The sequence below is a fragment of the Sphingomonas sp. AC449 genome (assembly GCF_979253475.1).
The window spans coordinates 38744-56688 of record NZ_CEEDCZ010000002.1; the positions used below are offsets into that span (position 1 = coordinate 38744).

At 66.7% G+C, this 17945-nt stretch carries 20 protein-coding genes; 11 read left to right on the forward strand and 9 right to left on the reverse strand.

Annotated features, from left to right (window positions below; translation table 11 throughout):
- Positions 1-53 precede the first annotated feature (53 nt).
- The gene (locus tag AC0CH3_RS03785; protein WP_354302959.1) at positions 54-851 is read right to left on the reverse strand and encodes a hypothetical protein; all 798 of its coding nucleotides are present in this window, start codon (positions 849-851) and stop codon (positions 54-56) included.
- 247 nt (positions 852-1098) lie between these two features.
- On the opposite strand from AC0CH3_RS03785, the gene AC0CH3_RS03790 reads away from it, so the two are divergent.
- From AC0CH3_RS03790 to queE, 5 genes are all read left to right on the forward strand, one after another.
- The gene (locus tag AC0CH3_RS03790) at positions 1099-2289 is read left to right on the forward strand and encodes an aspartate aminotransferase family protein (protein WP_354302957.1); all 1191 of its coding nucleotides are present in this window, start codon (positions 1099-1101) and stop codon (positions 2287-2289) included.
- A 131-nt stretch (positions 2290-2420) separates the two neighbouring features.
- A complete protein-coding gene (gene argF, locus AC0CH3_RS03795) occupies positions 2421-3341 on the forward strand; it encodes an ornithine carbamoyltransferase (protein WP_354302955.1) in 921 nt (306 codons plus the stop codon).
- A gap of 165 nt (positions 3342-3506) precedes the next feature.
- Positions 3507-4394 carry an Hsp33 family molecular chaperone HslO gene (hslO, locus tag AC0CH3_RS03800; RefSeq protein ID WP_354302953.1) on the forward strand — a complete coding sequence of 296 codons (888 nt, stop codon included), beginning with the start codon at positions 3507-3509 and terminating at the stop codon, positions 4392-4394.
- A gap of 166 nt (positions 4395-4560) precedes the next feature.
- Entirely contained in the window at positions 4561-5265 is a 705-nt protein-coding gene (queC, locus tag AC0CH3_RS03805; protein WP_354302951.1) for a 7-cyano-7-deazaguanine synthase QueC, read from the forward strand.
- Positions 5266-5267: 2 nt separating this feature from the next.
- Complete coding sequence (gene queE / locus AC0CH3_RS03810) at positions 5268-5900, forward strand: 7-carboxy-7-deazaguanine synthase (protein ID WP_056020734.1); 633 nt, start codon at positions 5268-5270, stop codon at positions 5898-5900.
- A gap of 87 nt (positions 5901-5987) precedes the next feature.
- On the opposite strand, the gene AC0CH3_RS03815 is transcribed toward queE, so the two are convergent.
- The 3 genes from AC0CH3_RS03815 to lipB form a co-directional block, all read right to left on the reverse strand.
- Positions 5988-6695 (reverse strand): hypothetical protein, encoded by a 708-nt coding sequence (locus tag AC0CH3_RS03815; RefSeq protein ID WP_056020737.1) that lies wholly within the window; start codon positions 6693-6695, stop codon positions 5988-5990.
- Positions 6696-6932: 237 nt separating this feature from the next.
- Complete coding sequence (locus tag AC0CH3_RS03820; RefSeq protein ID WP_056020741.1) at positions 6933-7196, reverse strand: hypothetical protein; 264 nt, start codon at positions 7194-7196, stop codon at positions 6933-6935.
- A 90-nt stretch (positions 7197-7286) separates the two neighbouring features.
- Positions 7287-7952: a lipoyl(octanoyl) transferase LipB gene (lipB, locus tag AC0CH3_RS03825; RefSeq protein WP_354303554.1), complete on the reverse strand. Its 666-nt coding sequence runs from the start codon at positions 7950-7952 to the stop codon at positions 7287-7289.
- Between the two features lie 324 nt (positions 7953-8276).
- On the opposite strand from lipB, the gene AC0CH3_RS03830 reads away from it, so the two are divergent.
- Together AC0CH3_RS03830 and AC0CH3_RS03835 are read left to right on the forward strand one after the other, a co-directional pair.
- Entirely contained in the window at positions 8277-9134 is an 858-nt protein-coding gene (locus AC0CH3_RS03830) for a hypothetical protein (protein WP_333996192.1), read from the forward strand.
- Positions 9131-9871, forward strand: coding sequence for a hypothetical protein (locus tag AC0CH3_RS03835; RefSeq protein ID WP_056020746.1), 741 nt, complete (start codon positions 9131-9133; stop codon positions 9869-9871). The genes AC0CH3_RS03830 and AC0CH3_RS03835 overlap by 4 nt, the downstream gene beginning before the upstream one ends.
- On the opposite strand, the gene AC0CH3_RS03840 is transcribed toward AC0CH3_RS03835, so the two are convergent.
- The 3 genes from AC0CH3_RS03840 to AC0CH3_RS03850 all read right to left on the reverse strand — a co-directional run bounded on the left by AC0CH3_RS03840 (position 9868) and on the right by AC0CH3_RS03850 (position 11936).
- Positions 9868-10452 carry a GNAT family N-acetyltransferase gene (locus tag AC0CH3_RS03840; RefSeq protein WP_354302946.1) on the reverse strand — a complete coding sequence of 195 codons (585 nt, stop codon included), beginning with the start codon at positions 10450-10452 and terminating at the stop codon, positions 9868-9870. The two genes, AC0CH3_RS03835 and AC0CH3_RS03840, sit on opposite strands and share 4 nt — an antisense overlap.
- A 15-nt stretch (positions 10453-10467) precedes the next feature.
- Positions 10468-11310 (reverse strand): oxygen-dependent coproporphyrinogen oxidase, encoded by an 843-nt coding sequence (gene hemF / locus AC0CH3_RS03845; protein ID WP_354302944.1) that lies wholly within the window; start codon positions 11308-11310, stop codon positions 10468-10470.
- A 176-nt stretch (positions 11311-11486) separates the two neighbouring features.
- Entirely contained in the window at positions 11487-11936 is a 450-nt protein-coding gene (locus AC0CH3_RS03850) for a tRNA (cytidine(34)-2'-O)-methyltransferase (protein ID WP_354302942.1), read from the reverse strand.
- 192 nt (positions 11937-12128) lie between these two features.
- On the opposite strand from AC0CH3_RS03850, the gene petA reads away from it, so the two are divergent.
- The 4 genes from petA (at position 12129) to AC0CH3_RS03870 (ending at position 16051) form a co-directional block, all read left to right on the forward strand.
- Positions 12129-12695 (forward strand): ubiquinol-cytochrome c reductase iron-sulfur subunit, encoded by a 567-nt coding sequence (petA, locus tag AC0CH3_RS03855; protein ID WP_056022189.1) that lies wholly within the window; start codon positions 12129-12131, stop codon positions 12693-12695.
- A gap of 10 nt (positions 12696-12705) precedes the next feature.
- Positions 12706-14004 (forward strand): cytochrome b, encoded by a 1299-nt coding sequence (locus AC0CH3_RS03860; RefSeq protein WP_465237625.1) that lies wholly within the window; start codon positions 12706-12708, stop codon positions 14002-14004.
- Between the two features lie 21 nt (positions 14005-14025).
- On the forward strand, positions 14026-14868 hold the full coding sequence (locus AC0CH3_RS03865) for a cytochrome c1 (protein WP_333996196.1): 843 nt from the start codon (positions 14026-14028) through the stop codon (positions 14866-14868).
- Positions 14869-15397: 529 nt separating this feature from the next.
- The gene (locus tag AC0CH3_RS03870; RefSeq protein ID WP_354302940.1) at positions 15398-16051 is read left to right on the forward strand and encodes a hypothetical protein; all 654 of its coding nucleotides are present in this window, start codon (positions 15398-15400) and stop codon (positions 16049-16051) included.
- A gap of 12 nt (positions 16052-16063) precedes the next feature.
- On the opposite strand, the gene AC0CH3_RS03875 is transcribed toward AC0CH3_RS03870, so the two are convergent.
- Both AC0CH3_RS03875 and AC0CH3_RS03880 read right to left on the reverse strand, forming a co-directional pair.
- Positions 16064-16525: a MaoC family dehydratase gene (locus AC0CH3_RS03875; protein ID WP_354302938.1), complete on the reverse strand. Its 462-nt coding sequence runs from the start codon at positions 16523-16525 to the stop codon at positions 16064-16066.
- 11 nt (positions 16526-16536) lie between these two features.
- Positions 16537-17859 carry an alkaline phosphatase family protein gene (locus AC0CH3_RS03880; protein WP_465237626.1) on the reverse strand — a complete coding sequence of 441 codons (1323 nt, stop codon included), beginning with the start codon at positions 17857-17859 and terminating at the stop codon, positions 16537-16539.
- Positions 17860-17945 lie beyond the last annotated feature (86 nt).

Here is a 17945-nt window from a genome sequence, read left to right on the forward strand (position 1 = left end):
CTGCCCCCGGATCACTGCCCCCGGATCACTGCCCCCGGATCACTGCCCCCGGATCACTGCCGGTGCGCGACCATCGTCGAGGTCTTCCCGAACTTCAGGTCGTTGACCGCGCTGGTCATCGTCGTGCCGTCGGGCGACAGCGACATGGTGTAGGTGCCGATCGGCACGTCGCCCTCATAGTCCGTCTCGACCAGCGTCGTCGGTCCGGTCTGTTTCAGCGCGACCTTCGTCCACCCCGGGTCGCCGGTCACCGCCGCCGCTGGGCCGTCGATCGTCGCGACATAGGATATGCCGGTCGGCGTCGAGAAGGTCATGGTCTTGCCCTCCTGCGCGAAGGTGAAGACGAGGCCCGTGTCGGACACCTGCGTATCGGTGGTTTCGCGCCACGCGCCCGATAACGCATGCGCGCCCGGCGGGGCAGGCGCAACGCGTGCGTTGACCGTCGTCCCCGTCACCTCGACGCCGCTCGGGGCGGTGCGGTCGACAAAGGCGGACGACGAACTCTGCCCGTCCGCGGCCAGCGTCACCGTCGCCTCGGCGACCGTTTTGCCGCCCTTCCGGAACGCCCGCTTGATCGTCGTCGCATCGACCACGGCAACCGACGCGGCGTCATAATAGGGGTTGCCGGCGATCGGGTGAAACGCGCCATCGGCGGGGAATTTGAGCGCGGGCTTGCACGTCGTGCAGCTGAAGATGCCCGCCTGAACGAGGACGATCGAGGGTTTCTCCGCGGGTTTGCCCGCCCTTACGTCTCCTTTCCAGGTGCCGTCGAACACCCCCTTGGCAAGCGCGGGGGTGGTAGCAAGGGCCGTGGCCAGCAGCAGGGCCAGGCCGGTCGCAAAGCGTTTCATCCGTCAACCTCCTCTCGATGGGGACGCGACTCGACTCGGGCGGGCGCGTTTGCGACGTCGGACCGGGCCGGCGCGAAGACTGCGCGCGCCGCCGGGGTGCCGCAAGCGACGTCGGCGTCTTGGTACGGATAGGACAGAGCAGCGCACGTCGCCCGCGGTGTTGACGCCCATCCCCCGTCACCGGTATTAGGCGCCTCCGGGGCGGTCCATCACGGGCCGCCCTTCTCGTTTCGAAGAGGAAGCGCCTGTGACCATCACCCCGCTCATGCCCGTCTACCCGCGGTGTGGCGTGCGTCCGGTCCGAGGCGAGGGCGCGTACCTCTTCGGTGAGGACGGCCAGCAATATCTCGATTTCGCCAGCGGCATCGCGGTCAACGCGCTCGGCCATGGCCATCCGCATCTGACCAAGGCGATCGCCGACCAGGCCGCCACGCTGATGCACGTGTCGAACCTGTACGGCAGCCCGCAGGGCGAGCATCTCGCGCAGCGTCTCGTCGACAACACGTTCGCCGACACGGTGTTCTTCACCAACTCGGGTGCGGAAGCGGTCGAGTGCGCGATCAAGACCGCGCGGCGCTATCATTTCGCCAACGGCAATCCTGAGCGTCACACGCTGATCACGTTCGACACCGCGTTCCACGGCCGCACGCTTGGCGCCATCTCGGCGACCAACCAGGCGAAGATGCGTGACGGGTTCGAGCCGCTGCTGCCCGGATTCGCCTATGCCAAGTTCAACGATCTCGAGGGCGCGCTCGCGCTGATCGACGATAACACCGCGGGCTTCCTGGTCGAGCCGATCCAGGGCGAGGGCGGTATCCGCCAGGCGAGCCCCGAATTCCTCCAGGGGCTGCGGAAAGCGTGCGACGAGCACGGGCTGCTGCTCGTTCTCGACGAGGTCCAGTGCGGCTATGGCCGGACGGGCAAGTTCTTCGCGCATGAACTGTACGGCATCACCCCCGACATCATGTCGGTCGCCAAGGGCATTGGCGGCGGCTTCCCGCTCGGCGCGTGCCTCGCGACCGAGGAGGCGGCCAAGGGCATGGTCGCGGGCACGCATGGCTCGACCTATGGCGGCAACCCGCTCGCGATGGCGGCGGGCGAGGCGATCCTCGACGTGATCCTCGAGGACGGGTTCCTCGACAACGTGACCGCGATGGGCGACCGGTTGCGGCAGGGGCTCGAGCAGATGATCCCCAACCACGATCACCTGTTCGACAGCGTCCGCGGCACCGGGCTGATGCTCGGGCTCAAGCTCAAGAGCGACAGCCGCGCGTTCGTCGCGTTCGCGCGCGATCATCACAATCTGCTGCTGGTGTCGGCGGGCGAGAACGTCATTCGCATCCTGCCGCCGCTGGTGATCGACGAGAACCACATCGCCGAGTGCATCGACAAGCTGTCGACCGCCGCGCGCGTCTATGTGCCCGCCGCCGACGATTGATCATCTACTCCTCCCCCAGCGGGGGAGGGGGCCAGTACAGCTGGTGGAGGGGTGTCGCCCCCAGTGAGCGTGGAGACCCATCCACGCTTCGCTGCGCGAGCGGTCCCCCTTTCCTTGCAGGGGAAGATTTTATGACCCGCCATTTCCTGAACCTCACCGACGCCGGCGCTGACGGTATCGCCGCGATGCTTGCCGACGCGCTTGATCGCAAGGCCGCGCGCGCGGGCTTCCCCAAGGGCCGCGCCGATGCCGATGCGCCGCTTGCCGGCCATACGTTGGCGATGGTGTTCGAGAAGAACTCGACGCGGACGCGTTTCTCGTTCGACATGGCGATCCGCCAGCTCGGCGGCACCTCGATCGTGTCCGACGCGGGTTCGATGCAGCTCGGCCGCGGCGAGTCGGTCGCCGATACCGCGCGCATCCTGTCGGGCTATGTCGACGCGATCATGATCCGCACCGACGATCACGCCAAGATCGAGGAGATGGCGCATTATGCCAGCGTCCCGGTCATCAACGGCCTGACCGACGCGTCGCACCCGTGCCAGATCATGGCCGACCTGCTGACGATCATCGAGTGCGGCAAGGCGCTGCCCGGCCTCAAGGTCGCGTGGCTCGGCGACGGCAACAACGTGCTCGCCTCGATCGTCGAGGCGGCGGGGCTGATGCAGTTCGACGTCGTCGCCGCGTGTCCGCAAGGGTATCAGCCGACCGACACGGACGTCGCGCTTGGCAAGGGCCGCGCGCGTGTCGTCGCGTCGCCGCAAGAGGCGGTCGAGGGGGCGGACATCATCGTCACCGACACCTGGATCTCGATGGGGCAGGCACATGCCGAGACCAAGCTGAAGGCGCTGACGCCGTATCAGGTCGACGCGGCGCTGATGGCGCGCGCCCGGCCCGACGCGAAGTTCCTCCACTGCCTCCCCGCGCATCGCGGCGAGGAGGTCACGCCCGAGGTGATCGACGGCCCGCAGTCGCTGATCTGGCAGGAGGCCGAAAACCGCCTCCACGCGCAGAAATCCGTGCTGCGCTGGTGCTTCGGCCAGATCGGTTGAAGGGGCGGGGCGAGCTCCCCATTTCCACCCTTCGCCTGCCCGTCATCCCAGCGCACGCTGGGATCTCCCGATAACGGAGAATGCCCTTGCGGCACGAGATCCCAGCGTTCGCTGGGATGACGGTCGGCGTTGTGATGACGAGGTGAAGCTTTGAACGACCCCAACATGACCGATCTCGACCGCGCGCTGGCGTTCGCGATTCCCGCCCGCAGCGCCCGCGGCCGTGTCGTCCGCCTCGGCACCGCACTCGACGAGGTGCTCGCAGCGCACGCCTATCCGCCCGCGATCGAGAAGCTGCTCGCCGAGGCGCTGACGCTTGCCGCGCTGATCGGCTCGACGCTGAAGGATTCGAGCGGCCAGCTGACGATGCAGACGCGCACCGACAATGGCGTCGTCCAGCTGCTGGTCTGCGATTATCGCGGCGGCGAAGTCCGCGGATACATCGAATATGACGCCGCCAAGCTCGCTGAAGTCCCAACCGACCCAAGCCTGTTCGCGCTGTTCGGCGCGGGCTATCTCGCCATCACCTTCGACATGGCGAGCAGCAACGAGCGTTACCAGGGCATCGTCCCGCTCGACGGCGACACGCTGTCGCAGGCGGCGCAGAGCTATTTCACGCAGTCCGAACAGATCCCGACGATGGTCCGCACCGGCATGGCCAAGGGCCCCGACGGTCGCTGCGTCGCGGGCGGGCTGTTCCTCCAGCACCTTCCCGAAGGCGAGGACGGGCGCGAGCGGCTGCATACCAAGCTCGACCATCCCGAATGGGAGCATGTCGCCACGCTCGGCAACACGATGGGCGCGGACGAACTCACCGACGCGGCGCTCCCGCTCGAGACGCTCGTGTGGCGGCTGTTCAACGAGGAGGAGGACGTCCGCATTCTCGCGGACATTCCGATCATGCGCGGCTGCCGCTGCGATCCCGACTATATCAAGGGCGTGATCGCGAAGTTCCCGCTGGACGAGCGCCGGTCGATGGCGGACGAAACCGGCTTCATCCAGGTCGACTGTGCGTTCTGCGCGAAGAAATTTCCGGTCCCTGTGGATGCCTGAAACGTGGCCTCGTTAACGCGGCCTTCACCTTGCGGCGGTATCGGTCTCCTCGTGCTTTACAGGTTTCAGCACGTTTCTCCCTTGAGGCGCTGCAAGCGCCAACCTCAGGGCCGCCTTCGGGCGGCCCTTTCTTTTTGCCGCGGTCTGGCCTAGCGCGTCGCGCATCATGACATCTCCTGCTCCCCTAGCGGTCGCCCTCGTCTCGGGTGGCCTCGACTCGATGGTTTCCGCAGCGATGCTGCGTGACTCCGGGCGCCGCCTCCTCGCGCTGTCGTTCGACTACAACCAGCGCCACCGCATCGAGCTCGATGCCGCCCGCAACGTCGCCACCGCGCTCGGCGCCGAACGCCATATCGTCCTTCCGATGGACCTGTCGGCGTTTGGCGGCTCGGCGCTGACCGCCGATATCGCCGTTCCCAAGGACGGCCTCGGCACCGAGGACGGCGGCGGCATCCCCGTCACCTACGTGCCGGCGCGCAACACGATCTTCCTCAGCCTCGCGCTCGGCTGGGCCGAGGCGGCGGGCGCGCGCGACATCTATATCGGCGTCAACGCGCTCGATTATTCGGGCTATCCCGATTGCCGTCCGGAATTCATCGCCGCGTTCGAAGGCCTCGCCGAACTCGCGACCAAGGCCGGCGTCGAGGGCGACCCGTTCCGCATCCAGGCGCCGCTCCAGCACATGACCAAGGCGGATATCGTCCGCGAGGGCACGCGGCTCGGGCTCGATCTCGGGCTCAGCTGGTCGTGCTACGATCCGGCCCCCGACGGCAGGCATTGCGGCGAGTGCGACAGCTGTCGCCTCCGGTCGCGTGGTTTCGACGAGGCGGGGATCGCCGATCCCACGCTCTACGCCGTGAAGCCCGTCTGACGATGAGCTATGCGGTCAAGGAGATGTTCCTGACGCTGCAGGGCGAGGGTGTGAATGCCGGGCGTCGCGCGGTGTTCGTGCGCTTTGCCGGCTGCAACCTCTGGTCGGGGCGCGAGCAGGACCGCAGCACCGCAGTATGTCGGTTCTGCGACACCGATTTCGTCGGCACCGACGGTCTTGGCGGCGGCAAGTTCGCCGATGCGCAGGCGCTTGCCGACGCGGTTTCGGGCTTCTGGGGTGCAGGCGAGCAGGACCGCTTCGTCGTGCTGACCGGGGGCGAGCCGATGCTCCAGATCGACGATGCGATCGTCGACGCGCTCCACGCCGCGGGCTTCAGGATCGCGATCGAAAGCAACGGCACGCTCCCGGTCCACCCCGGGATCGACTGGGTCTGCATCAGTCCGAAGGCGGGCAGCATCGTCGTCCAGCGCAGCGGTGACGAGTTGAAGCTGGTCTGGCCGCAGCCCGGCACCGACATCGCCGACGTGGAGCGCTGGGACTTCGCCAACCTGCTGCTCCAGCCACTCGACGACCCGCAGGCAGATGCGAACCGCGACGCGTGCGTCGCGCTGGTGATGGAACGCCCGCAATGGCGGCTGTCGCTCCAGACGCACAAGATGCTGGGTCTGCGCTAGACCGGCGCTTGCGCGTCACGTCCTCCCGACGAACGTCAGGACCCATGAAAAAGCCCCCCGGCCCATCGGGACCGGGGGGCGTCATGCTCAGCGGTTGGCGATGCCCACGCCCACCGCGGGCGGCCAATCCTGTGCGCCGCACTTCTTGGCAACCCATTCGGCCTTCTTGTTCCAGCAGATCGCATCGAGCCGCGGCATCTTGACGCGGTCGCGCCCGATATAGCGCGGGAAGCGCTGCTCGCCCCACGGGATCAGGCTGTTGCGCAGCTCGCGCGTGCGCGCCAGCGTCAGGTCGCCGAACTGGCCGCGCGGCGTGAACAGCGCGTCACGGCCGATCGACGCGGTGGTCTGGCAAAAGCCATATTGCGCCGCGACGGTCGCGAAGTTCGAATAGGTCCGCGTCCCGAACTGGTCGAGTGCGGCCTGTCCGGCCTTGACGCCCTTGGCCTTGTTGACGCGCAGGAAGTATTTGCTGATCGTGTCGAACGCGGTCTTGAGCTCGACGTCATGGTCGTCGAGGATCGCGTTATAGTTCGACACGGTCAGCAGCGTCGGCTCGAACTGGCATTGCAGCGCCGCGACGTTCAGCGCCGCGCGCATGTGCCAGACCATCGCCGCACGGCGTTCCGCGGGGGTCGCGTCGGGCATCGCCTGGCCGAGATCCGCCTCGTCGCCCGTGACGGCGGGTGCCGAAAAATCACGGGACTGCAGAAAAAACTGGGCGGAAGCGGGCTGTGCCAGCGCCATTCCCCCCGTCGCCGCGCAAAGCGCCAGCGCAGTACGCACCATCTTCATTCCCAACTCCCCGGGCATTCGCTGCCGGCGATTCTAGAGCGTTTCGCGGCAACTCCCAACTGTTTTCGAGGGGTTGGAACCTTTCGACAGGCGCTTCGTGACGCCTCTCGCGTCGCTTTTTCGTCGCAACCGAAACGAGCAGCGGTCGCGGATGTCCCGTCCGATCGCCGGAATGACAAAGGGCCGCCCGGTTTCCCGGGCGGCCCTCCGCATCACGTCAATTTCCGAAACCGGAAATTACATCATGTTGTTGGTCATCATGGTGTCGTTCGACATCATCGTGTCGTTCGCCATCATGGTGTCGTTGGCCATCATGCCGTCGTTCATCGCACCGTCAACGGCGGTCATGTTGTCGGTCATCGTGTCCATGCCCTCGGTGGCATTCATGTCGGTGACCATCGTGTTGTCGGTCGTCTCGGTCTTCGGACCGCATGCCGAAACGGCGAGTGCTGCGCTGGCGATCAGCGAGCCGGTCAGAACCTTGGAGATGAGTGAACGCATTGGAAGCTCCCTAGATAGAGGATTTGGTAGCCCTGAAGGCCAGGTATATACCCAAATCGTGGTGGACATTAATCTGTTAAGGCCTGGCCCTCAAGCCTCGTTTTCTTGAGCCAAAGAAAGTGTTTCAAGGAACGTGCTGCGCGTCAACGCCAGGGCGGCATCAAAAGTTGCCATATCGCCACGAATGCCAAGCGCTTTCAGGCTCGTCACGGGAAATTCGGCGAGTCCGCAGGGGACGATTCCGCCGAAATGCGAGAGATCGGGGTCGATGTTGACGGCAAAGCCATGCAGCGTGACCCAGCGTTTGACGCGTACGCCGATCGCGCCGATCTTGGCTTCGCGGCCGCCGAGCGACGGGTCGCGCGTCCAGATTCCGACCCGACCCTCGACGGAGAACGCGTCCACGCCGAGTTCGCCGAGCGCTGCGATCACCCAGTCCTCAAGCGCGTGGACGAACCGGCGGACGTCGCGCCCCCGCCGGCCGAGGTCGAGCACGAGATAGCCGATCCGCTGACCGGGGCCGTGATAGGTATATTTGCCGCCGCGCCCCGTATCGAATACCGGAAAACGTGGATCGACCAGATCGACCGGATCGGCGCTGGTCCCCGCGGTGTAGACCGGGGGATGCTCGAGCAGCCAGATCAGCTCGCGTGCGTCCCCCGCGGTTACCGCGGCCGCGCGTGCCTCCATCTCCGCCAGCGACGCGGCGTAGGGGCTTAACCCCGCGCTCGTCCGCCATTCGATATCGCCCGGCAGGGTCGGCGAACCGGGCGTGGCCGGGGGCTGGGACGCATCGGGCGAACCGGGGGCGGTGCCAGGGGTGGGAGATATCGTCACCCGGCCCATCTGCGCATTCGAGGTGCGCGATGCAAGCGGGCCCGGTTTCCGGTGCAGCGCGTCCGCGATCGACACCGGTGGTCAAGGTCGGGAGGTTCGGCTAGTCCTCCGCGCTTATGGTCGATCGACCCGCGGCGACCGCGGACAGGTCGGCATGATGATGGCCCGGGGCTTTTGCTCGGGGCTGGGGGCCGGGCCTTGGGGCTCGGGCCTTGGGTTCGGATCGTGCGGGGGATCAGACAGATGGCGACAGACGGAACGACGGGGCGGCGGGTGACGATCGAGCGGGTCTGGGACCGGACGACCGAGGTGCTGAGCGGGCGCAGCGGCGTGATCGCGTCGGTCGCGTTTCTGACGCTGGTGCTGCCCCCGATCGTCAACGGCGCGCTGGTGCTGCTCGCGCCTCAGCCGCCCGCTGCGCAGCTGCTGACGTTCGTGGTCGGGATCGCGTCGGCGGTCCTCTCGATCTGGGGATCGCTCGCGATCCTGGCGCTGGCGACGCACCCGTCGACGGATCGATCCTCCGCCTATCGGCAGGCGACCGCGCGCCTGCTGCCGACGATCGGCGTCTCGCTGGAAATCGGCGTCATCGCGCTGCTGCTGATGGCGCCGATCGTCATCGCGCTCGCCGCGACCGGGTTCGACTTCGCCGCCGCATCGGACGCGGCGAACGCCAACACGCCGCAGTCGATGCCGTCGCTCGCGCCGGGCGTGGCGATCTTCATCGTCCTGTACGGGCTCGCGCTGATCATTCTCGCCTTCTGGGCCAGTGCGCGGCTGATGCTCGTCACCGCCGTGGTGCTCAACGAGCGGCTCGGCCTTGGCGCGATCCGTCGTGCGATCGCGCTGAGCCGGGGGCTGACATGGCGGCTTGTCGGCGTCCTGCTGCTGTTCGCGATCGTGTTCGGCGTCGCGACCTTCGCCGCGCAGGCGGTCGTCGGCCTCGTGTTCCGGCTGATCCTTGGCGGCGAACAGGTCGCGACCGCGCTTTTCCTTGCGGGCATTGCGGGCGCATTCGTCAGTGCAGCGTTGATGGCGCTTGCCTATGTCTTCACCGCCCAACTGTATGTCGCCACACGAGAGAAGCCGACCGCCGAATGAAAATCGACTTTGCCGGGGTCCTGAAGGACGCCTGGACCCTGTTCAAGCGGGACCGCGATCTGCTGGTGCGGATCGTCGGACCGTTCCTGTTCCTGCCGGCCTTCGCGCTGGCGCTGGTGGTTCCCGACCCGCCCATGCCCGAAGCGGATGCGCGCGGCGACGAGACGCAGGCGCTGGCCTGGGCCGAAGCCGTCACCGACTGGGCCGGGACGAACGGCGGCTGGTATTGCCTGGCCTATGCGCTGAGCTTCTTCGGGATGGCGCTCGTCTATGCGCTGTATCTCGACCGCGACCGCGTCGACGTGCTGACCGCGTTGAAGCGGTGCGGCGCAATCCTGCCGCGCTATCTGCTGGCGATGATCCTCGTCTCGCTGCCCGCGGGGGCGGGGTTGCTGCTCTATGCGCTGCCCGGCCTGTATATTCTCGGGCGGACGATGCTGACCGGGCCCGTGCTGGTCAGCGAGGGGCCGATCGGCGCGTTCGCCGCGATCCGTCGCAGCCTGTCGCTGACGCGTGGCGCAGGGCTGCAGCTCATGTCGCTTTCGGCGTTCAGCTATCTCAGTGGCTGGCTGCTCGGCGCGCCCTTCATGGCGCTCGACCGAGCGATGCGCGCGAGCGGGCAGGGTAATCCCATAGCGATCGCGCTGGTCGATGCAGGGGCGGCGGTCGCGGCGACCGCGTCGGGGATCGCGACCGCACTGATCGCCGTGTCGGTCTATCGCCGGCTGTATCGTTAGGCGAGCAGCGGGATCTGCGGCGCGGCGTCGCGCGGCAGGACGCCGCTGGTGCGCGGGTCGGGGAACGTCTCGATCGTCCGCTTGATCGCGACGAACCCCTGCGCCCGGTAGAAGCCGAGCGCGCCGGGATGGTCGAGCGTACAGGTGTGCAGCCACACCCGCTCGACGCCCTTGTTCCACGAGCGCGCCAGCGTTTCGGCCATCAGCCACCGGCCATGGCCCTGGCCGGCAAGCTCGGGCACCAGCCCGAAATACGAAATCTCGCACGCGGCGGGCTGGCGGAAATCGAGTTCGACCATCCCGACCTCGATCCCCGCCGGATCGGTCACCGCGTGGACCTGGATCAGCGGGTCGTCGAGGATCGCCGACAGCGCCGGTTCGGCCATCACCAGCCGGGAGTACCACAGCCACGGCGCACCGACGCGCGCGAACAGCGTGCGATAGCGGTCGATCGCCGGGCGCTCCCAGCGCACCAGCCGGAAGCGCGACCCCGGGATTGGCCGAAGCGGCGGCCTCCGCCGCATCTCGAGCGTGGTGACGATCGTCGCCAGCACGTCGTTCGCGACGGGGATCAGCGCCACCGCGTCAGGCGCCCGTCACGACCATGTCGCGCGCGGCGGCAGGCTCATCAGGATCGCGTCGATATTGCCGCCCGTCTTCAGCCCGAACAGCGTCCCGCGGTCATAGACCAGGTTGAATTCGGCATAGCGCCCACGCCACTCGAGCATCGCGGCCTCTTCCGCCGGGGTGAAGGGCGTTGCCATCCGCCGCCGCACGATCCGCGGATAGGCGTCGAGAAACGCCTCGCCGACATCGCGCGTGAACGCGAAATTCGCGTCGAAATCGCCATCGAGATGATCGAAGAAGATCCCGCCGGCACCGCGTTCGACCTTGCGATGCGGGATGTAGAAATAGGTTTCGGCCCAGTCCCTGAACCGCGGATAATAAGCGGGGTCGTGCGCGTCGCACGCCGCCTTCATCGTCGCGTGGAAATCGGCGGTGTCCTCGGCGATCGGCAGCGGCGGGTTGAGGTCGCCGCCGCCGCCGAACCACCGCTTGGTGGTGTTGAGAAAGCGGCAGTTCATGTGCACCGCAGGCACGTGCGGGTTCGCCATGTGCGCGACCAGGCTGATCCCGGTCGCGAAGAAACGCGGATCGTCGCCCGCGCCGTGGATCGACTTGGCGAACTCGCCCTCGAACGTGCCGCCGACGGTCGAGACGTTGACGCCGACCTTCTCGAACACGCGCCCCTTCATCACGCCCATCACGCCGCCGCCGCCCGGCCCGCCCGACGGATCGACCCGGTCCCACGGCGTATAGGCGAACGCGGCATCGGAGCCCGCCTCGCGCTCGATCGCCTCGAACGCCGCGCAGATGCGGTCGCGCAGCGATTCGAACCAGTGGCGGGCGGCGGCTTGCTGGGGGTCGAGTTCGATCATGGCGCCATCCCTACCCGATCTGGAACGGGGCGGGGAGGGGGGCCGTTAATAGGCAAACGGCGCTCATCACAGTCCCCCGTCATCCTGACGAAAGTCAGGACCCAGAACCACAAACGGCGGCGCGCGTTACCCTGGGTCCTGACTTTCGTCAGGATGACGGGGGCGGGAACCACCCCCTAGGCCGGCCAGCCGTCGGTCTGTCGCAAGGCCTCTGCCGCGACGATCGCGGTCGCCACCGAGATGTTCATCGAGCGAAGCCCCGGCCGCATCGGGATCACCACGCGGACGTCGGCGCGCGCATGCACGTCGTCGGGGACGCCCTTGCCTTCGCTGCCCATCAGCAGGACGTCGTCCGCACGGAACGCCGCCGCGTCGAGCCGCACCGCACCCTTGGTCGTCAGCAGCACGATCCGCCCGCTGACCTGTCCCAGGAACGCGTCCCAGTCGACGTGCCGGACGACGTCGACCGCGCCGACATAATCCATCCCGGACCGCGCCACCGCCTTTTCGCTCCACGTGAATCCCATCGGTTCGATCAGGTCGACCCCCAATCCGAGGCACGCGGCGGTCCGCAGAATTGCGCCGACATTGCCGGCGATATCAGGCTGGTAGAGGGCGATACGCATGGCCGGGTCACTAGCGGGAAACCCCGCCGGGTCAAAATGCTGTTGGCAAAGCGGGCTTGCGCCGTCTATCACCGCCCCTGCCTCCGTGGGGACGGTCAGGCATGGTGGGCACACGGTTCGAACGAACGCGTTGCCCGCGGTGCCCACGATATAAGAACGTATAGGGCGAGATGAATGGCTGCAGTCGACGACATGGTTCCTCCAGGCGAAACGCCAGAACCCTTCGAAGAGGCGGCTCACGACCCACGCCGTCGTGATTTTATCAACATTGCCGCGGTCTCCTTTGCCGGCGTCGGTGCGGTCGCGATCGTCCTGCCGCTCATCAACCAGATGAACCCGTCCGCGGACGTGCTCGCGCAGTCGACCACCGAAATCGACCTGTCGAAGATCCTGCCCGGCCAGGCGATCAAGACGTCGTTCCGCAAGCAGCCGCTATTCGTGCGCAACCTGACGCCGAAGGAAATCACCGAGGCCGACGCGGTCGACGTCTCGACGCTGCGCGATCCGCAGACGCTCGAGGAGCGCACCAAGGCGGGCAAGAAGAACTGGCTGATCACGCTGGGCGTCTGCACGCATCTCGGCTGCGTCCCGCTCGGCGCGGGCGAGGGCGAGAACAAGGGCCCGTTCGGCGGCTATTTCTGCCCGTGCCACGGCTCGGCCTACGACACCGCCGCGCGCATCCGCAAAGGCCCTGCACCGACCAACCTCCACGTGCCGGACTATGCCTTCAACTCCGACACCGTCGTCACGGTAGGCTGAGGAAAACGACATGAGCTTTCCCTGGGCCAAGCAATACGAACCGAAGCTGCCGCTGACGCGGTGGCTGGATGAGCGGCTTCCCGTTCCCCGGCTCGTCTACAACTCGCTCGGCGGCGGTTATCCCGTTCCGCGCAACCTCAATTATTTCTGGAACTTCGGCGTCCTCGCCGGCGCCGCACTGGCGATCCAGATCGTCACGGGCATTGTGCTCGCGATGCATTATGCCGCCAACGGCACGGTCGCGTTCGACTCGGTCGAAAGCATCATGCGCGACGTCAATGCGGGCTGGTTCCTGCGCTATGCGCACGCCAACGGCGCGTCGATGTTCTTCATCGTCGTGTACACGCACATCTTCCGCGGGCTCTATTACGGCTCGTATAAGGCCCCGCGCGAGATGGTGTGGCTGCTCGGCGTCACGATCTTCCTGCTGATGATGGCGACCGCGTTCATGGGCTATGTGCTTCCCTGGGGGCAGATGAGCTTCTGGGGCGCGCAGGTCATCACCGGGTTCTTCTCGGCGATCCCGCTCGTCGGCGACACCATCCGCATCTGGCTGCTTGGCGGATTCGCGCCGGACAACGCCGCGCTCAACCGCTTCTTCTCGCTGCATTATCTGCTGCCGTTCGTGATCGCGGGCGTCATCATCCTGCACATCTGGGCGCTGCACATCCCGGGCTCGAACAACCCGACCGGCGTCGATGTGAAGGGCGAGCAGGACACCGTCCCGTTCCACCCCTATTACACCGCGAAGGACGGCTTCGGGCTCGGCATCTTCCTGCTCGTGTTCGCCGGCCTGCTGTTCTTCTTCCCGAACTATCTCGGCCACCCGGACAACTACATCCCGGCGAACCCGCTCTCGACGCCCGCGCACATCGTCCCCGAATGGTATTTCTGGCCGTTCTACGCGATCCTGCGCGCCTTCACCGCGGACTTCATCCTGCCAGCGAAGCTGTGGGGCGTGCTGGCGATGTTCGGCTCTATCCTGCTGCTGTTCTTCCTGCCCTGGCTCGACAATTCGCCGGTGCGGTCGAACAATTATCGTCCCAAGGCGCGGATCGCGTTCTGGGTGCTGGTCGTCGACATCCTGGTGCTCGGCTATTGCGGCGGCGCACCGGCGACGGCGTTCTACGTGATCCTCAGCCAGATCTGCGCAGCCTATTATTTCGCGCATTTCCTGATCATCCTGCCGCTGATCTCGCGGTCGGAGCGGCCCCGGCCGCTTCCCAACTCGATCACCGAGGCGGTTCTGAAGAAGCGTGGCGGCACCAGCCCTGCCCATACCGCGCTCGCGACGAACCCCGCGAACTGAAACGGACTAGAGGACACACACATGGTTCGTCTCATCGCATCCCTCGTCGGCGCGGCCTTCGTCCTGGTGCTCGGTATCGCGCTGTTCGGCAGCGTCTCCGGGGCCATCACGGATCCGGCGGCCCCGACGGCCGAGAGTGAATATCACCACCATCCCAAGGAGCTCGACATCGCGTCGAACGGCGTGTTCGGTCGCTTCGACCGCCGTCAGCTCCAGCGCGGGTTCCAGGTCTACAAGGAGGTCTGTGCGGCCTGTCATTCGCTGCGGCTGGTGGCGTTCCGCGACCTGCAGAAGATCGGCTATACCGAGCCCGAGGTTAAGGCGATCGCCAGCCAGTGGGTGATCGAACAGCCGTCGATCAATCCCGAGACGGGCGAGGCGGCAACACGCAAGAACATCCCGTCGGATCGTTTCCCGTCGCCGTTCGCCAACGAGGTCGCCGCGCGCGCCGCGAACAACAACGCGCTGCCGCCCGATCTCTCGCTGATGACCAAGGCGCGTCACGACGGCGGTGCCTATGTCCATTCGCTGCTGACCGGCTATCAGGCACAGCCCGCCAAGCTGCTCCAGGAGTTCCCGGATGCCAAGACGCCCGAGGGACTGCACTACAACCCGTATTTCGCGAACCTCAACATCGCGATGCCGCCGCCGCTGACGTCGGATGGTCAGGTGACCTATGCGGACGGGACGAAGCCGACCGTGGATCAGATGTCGACGGACGTGTCGGCCTTCCTGACCTGGACCGCCGAGCCCAATCTCGAGGCACGCCATGCCGCCGGGTTCGCGTCGATCATCTTCATCCTGATCTTCTGCGGCCTCGCCTGGGGCGCGTACCAGAACGTCTGGCGCGACGTGAAACATTGATCGCACGGCTCGCCGTCGTGTGGGTCGGGTGACTTCTGGACCAAGGTTCGAACGGCGGATCCGGCAAGGCCGGGTCCGCCGTTCTGCTGTGCGGGCCCTGTGAATGTGGAGATGCGTTGGGCGGCGGGCTCCCGCAAATCAGCGTGGCGGGGGCGATACTTGACAGCGACGCCCGCCCTGTTGCCGGGTCAGAAGCGCCCTATGCGCTCAGGGAGCCAATCCCACCCCCACGCCGTCATCCTGACGGAAGTCAGGATCCAGAGTAAAGCAGCGCCGCCGCCCGTGATCCTGGATCCTGACTTTCGTCAGGATGACGGACGGGGGGAGGGCGGGATCGAATTCCCGTTGCTCTCGAACGCGTGCTCACGACCGCACATGACCGACCGAAATCACACCCCCCACCAAGCCCATCGCAACCGCGCCCCCCGACGGCCGTCAGCACCGGTTCATGGAACCTGCGGTATGCCGACCGGGTTATACGACGAATGGCGGCGCGTTGGGTCCGCTCTCCACGTATGGGAGATTTCTCATGTTCTTCAAACGCATAGGCTTGGTCAGCCTGACCATCGGACTCGGACTTGGCGTCGCCGGCTGCACGGATGGCTATGGATATGGCGGCGGCGGTATCGGGTACGCCAGCGATCCCTATTACGGCTATGACGACGGGTTCGGCGGCTTCGGCGGCGGGTACGGGGGCGGGTATGGCGCAGGCTATGCCGGCGTCGGACTCGGCTCCTATTATGGCTGGTCCAACGGCTATTATTATCCAGGGTCGGGTGCCTTCGTCTATGATCGGTACCGTCGCCCCCATCGCTGGAACGGCGCGCAGCAGCGCTATTGGCAGGGGCGTCGTGGCGACTATCGCGGCAACGGCAACTGGGGCGGGTTCGCCCGCGGCAACAGCCCGGCGGCGCGCGAATATCGCGGCGATCGGCGTGAGGCCAACCGCGATTTCCGTCGCGACCGGCGGGAGGACCGCGGCCAGGTGCGCAGCGGCCAGATCACGCCCGACCAGTACCGCGCAGAGCGTCGTGGCGCTCGCCAGGCGTATCGTGGCGAAGCGCGACAGGATCGCCGCGAATATCGCCAGAATCGCGGCAGCGCGCCGCGCTTTAACGGCTATCGCGGCGGTGGCCGCGGCGGTGGCGGCAACCCCTATGAGGGCATTCGCACGCCCAAATAAGTCCCAGACGATTTAGACTGCAGGCGCGTCCTTGGGGCGCGTCTGCACCAGCCCGTTCGACACGAACGTCATCACCATCACGTCGTCCTGGTTGAACACGCGCATCAGGCTTTTGTAGATTCCCATGTCCGGCCGGCTGGCGGACACGCGCTTTTCGAGGATCTCGGTTTCACAGCGCAGCGTGTCGCCTGGATAGACCGGCTTGAGCCATTTGAGCATGTCGATCCCGGGCGAGCCGAGCCCCGCCTGCCGGTTTGCCTTCAGATTCTCGACCACCATCGCCATCACCATCGCGCAGGTGTGCCAGCCGCTCGCCGACAGCCGCCCGAAATGCGTCTGCGCCGCCGCCTCGTCGGACAGGTGAAAGGGCTGCGGATCATATTTCGCGGCGAAGGCGGTGACCTCCTCGCGCGTCACCGCATAATGGCCGAACGACGCGGTCGCGCCGACCGAGATATCCTCGTAATACTGCATGCCGCCGCTCCTCACCGCTTCCGCACGTTGTGAAAGCGCAGGCTGCTGCCGTCCAGCCCCTGCTTCGCGGGCAGTCCGACGAGATCGCGAAGCAGCGGCGCGACCGCGACATTGTCGAAGCTCGCCAGCGTCTTGCCGCGCGCAAAACCGGGCCCGTTGGCGATGAACACCGCGCGCATCTCGGGCGCGAACGGGTCGAAGCCATGCGACCCACCGCTCGACACCTTGGTCGGCACGCTCTGCTCGACACGCCATCCCGTTTCGGCGAGACACAGATAGCCCGGGACACGCGGATTCCGGCCATAATGGAACCGCGCCGGGATCTCCGCCTTGCGCCAGCATTGCAGGTGATCGTGCGGCTTGAGCAGCCGCGCCTCGAGCGACGCTTCATGCCCGGGCACTGCGTTCAGGCTGGCATAGGCGCCCGTTTCGACCGTCCTGTAATCCGCCGCGTCGGCAATCTGGTCGAGCGCGACGACGCGTGTGCTGCTCGTCGCCGCCATGCCGTGATCCGCGACGATCACCAGGTTGGCGGTCTGGCCAAGACCCGCAAGGCCGTCGACGAGCATGCCGATGCTGGCGTCGACATCGGCGACCGCCTGGATCGTCGCGGCGGCGTCGGGGCCGTTGGCATGACCGACGCTGTCGACCGTGTCGAAATACAGCGTCACCAGCTTCGGCCGGATCGCGGCCGGACGCCGCAGCCAGTCGAGTACCGCGTTGACGCGCTGCGTGCCCGACACCTGCTGGTTGAACTGCTGCCAGTCCTGTGGGCGCGTGCCCCCCGCGATCGCGCCGTGACTGTCGGGCTTGGCGGTGCCGCCGACCGCGACATTGGCGCCGGGCCAGAACATCGTCGCGGTCCGGATGCCCGCGCGTTCCGCATCGACCCAGATCGGCGTGCTCTCGCTCCACCAGAACGGATCGTCGCTCGCCATCGTGAAGGTCTCGCCCGGACGCGCCGCGTCCTGCATCTTGTTGCCGACGATCCCGCTGCGATCGGGGCGCAGCCCGGTCACGAGCGTCCAGTGATTGGGAAAGGTGACGCTCGGAAACGACGGGCGCATGCTGGCAAAGACGCCGCCCGCCCGCAACCGGTTGAGATTGGGCGTCACGCCGCGGTCCAGATAGTCGGGGCGGAAGCCGTCGATCGACACGAGGATCGTGACCGGCGCCCGCGCGTCATCGCTGCGTTGCGCGACGGACGATGTCTGTCCGGTGGTACCCGGGGGCGCAGCGGCGGCGGTCGTGATCGGCGCGAGGGCAGGGGGCGTGCCGGGATAGGCGCACCCGGCAAGCGTCAGCGCGAGTGCCGAGAGCAGGATGATTCTCATGGCCATTCGTCCTGTGGGGAAGGTGACCGGCCCTAACCGCGACACGCGCGCCCGTCACCTTCCAATCCCCTGGAATCTGGTCGAAT

Coding starts and splice junctions, on each gene's coding strand:
- AC0CH3_RS03785 (WP_354302959.1), bottom strand. CDS start 851: ATGAAACGCTTTGCGACCGGCCTGGCCCTGCTGCTGGCCACGGCCCTT.
- argF (WP_354302955.1), top strand. CDS start 2,421: ATGACCCGCCATTTCCTGAACCTCACCGACGCCGGCGCTGACGGTATC.
- hslO (WP_354302953.1), top strand. CDS start 3,507: ATGACCGATCTCGACCGCGCGCTGGCGTTCGCGATTCCCGCCCGCAGC.
- queC (WP_354302951.1), top strand. CDS start 4,561: ATGACATCTCCTGCTCCCCTAGCGGTCGCCCTCGTCTCGGGTGGCCTC.
- queE (WP_056020734.1), top strand. CDS start 5,268: ATGAGCTATGCGGTCAAGGAGATGTTCCTGACGCTGCAGGGCGAGGGT.
- AC0CH3_RS03815 (WP_056020737.1), bottom strand. CDS start 6,695: ATGAAGATGGTGCGTACTGCGCTGGCGCTTTGCGCGGCGACGGGGGGA.
- AC0CH3_RS03820 (WP_056020741.1), bottom strand. CDS start 7,196: ATGCGTTCACTCATCTCCAAGGTTCTGACCGGCTCGCTGATCGCCAGC.
- AC0CH3_RS03830 (WP_333996192.1), top strand. CDS start 8,277: ATGGCGACAGACGGAACGACGGGGCGGCGGGTGACGATCGAGCGGGTC.
- AC0CH3_RS03835 (WP_056020746.1), top strand. CDS start 9,131: ATGAAAATCGACTTTGCCGGGGTCCTGAAGGACGCCTGGACCCTGTTC.
- hemF (WP_354302944.1), bottom strand. CDS start 11,310: ATGATCGAACTCGACCCCCAGCAAGCCGCCGCCCGCCACTGGTTCGAA.
- AC0CH3_RS03850 (WP_354302942.1), bottom strand. CDS start 11,936: ATGCGTATCGCCCTCTACCAGCCTGATATCGCCGGCAATGTCGGCGCA.
- petA (WP_056022189.1), top strand. CDS start 12,129: ATGGTTCCTCCAGGCGAAACGCCAGAACCCTTCGAAGAGGCGGCTCAC.
- AC0CH3_RS03860 (WP_465237625.1), top strand. CDS start 12,706: ATGAGCTTTCCCTGGGCCAAGCAATACGAACCGAAGCTGCCGCTGACG.
- AC0CH3_RS03865 (WP_333996196.1), top strand. CDS start 14,026: ATGGTTCGTCTCATCGCATCCCTCGTCGGCGCGGCCTTCGTCCTGGTG.
- AC0CH3_RS03870 (WP_354302940.1), top strand. CDS start 15,398: ATGTTCTTCAAACGCATAGGCTTGGTCAGCCTGACCATCGGACTCGGA.
- AC0CH3_RS03875 (WP_354302938.1), bottom strand. CDS start 16,525: ATGCAGTATTACGAGGATATCTCGGTCGGCGCGACCGCGTCGTTCGGC.
- AC0CH3_RS03880 (WP_465237626.1), bottom strand. CDS start 17,859: ATGAGAATCATCCTGCTCTCGGCACTCGCGCTGACGCTTGCCGGGTGC.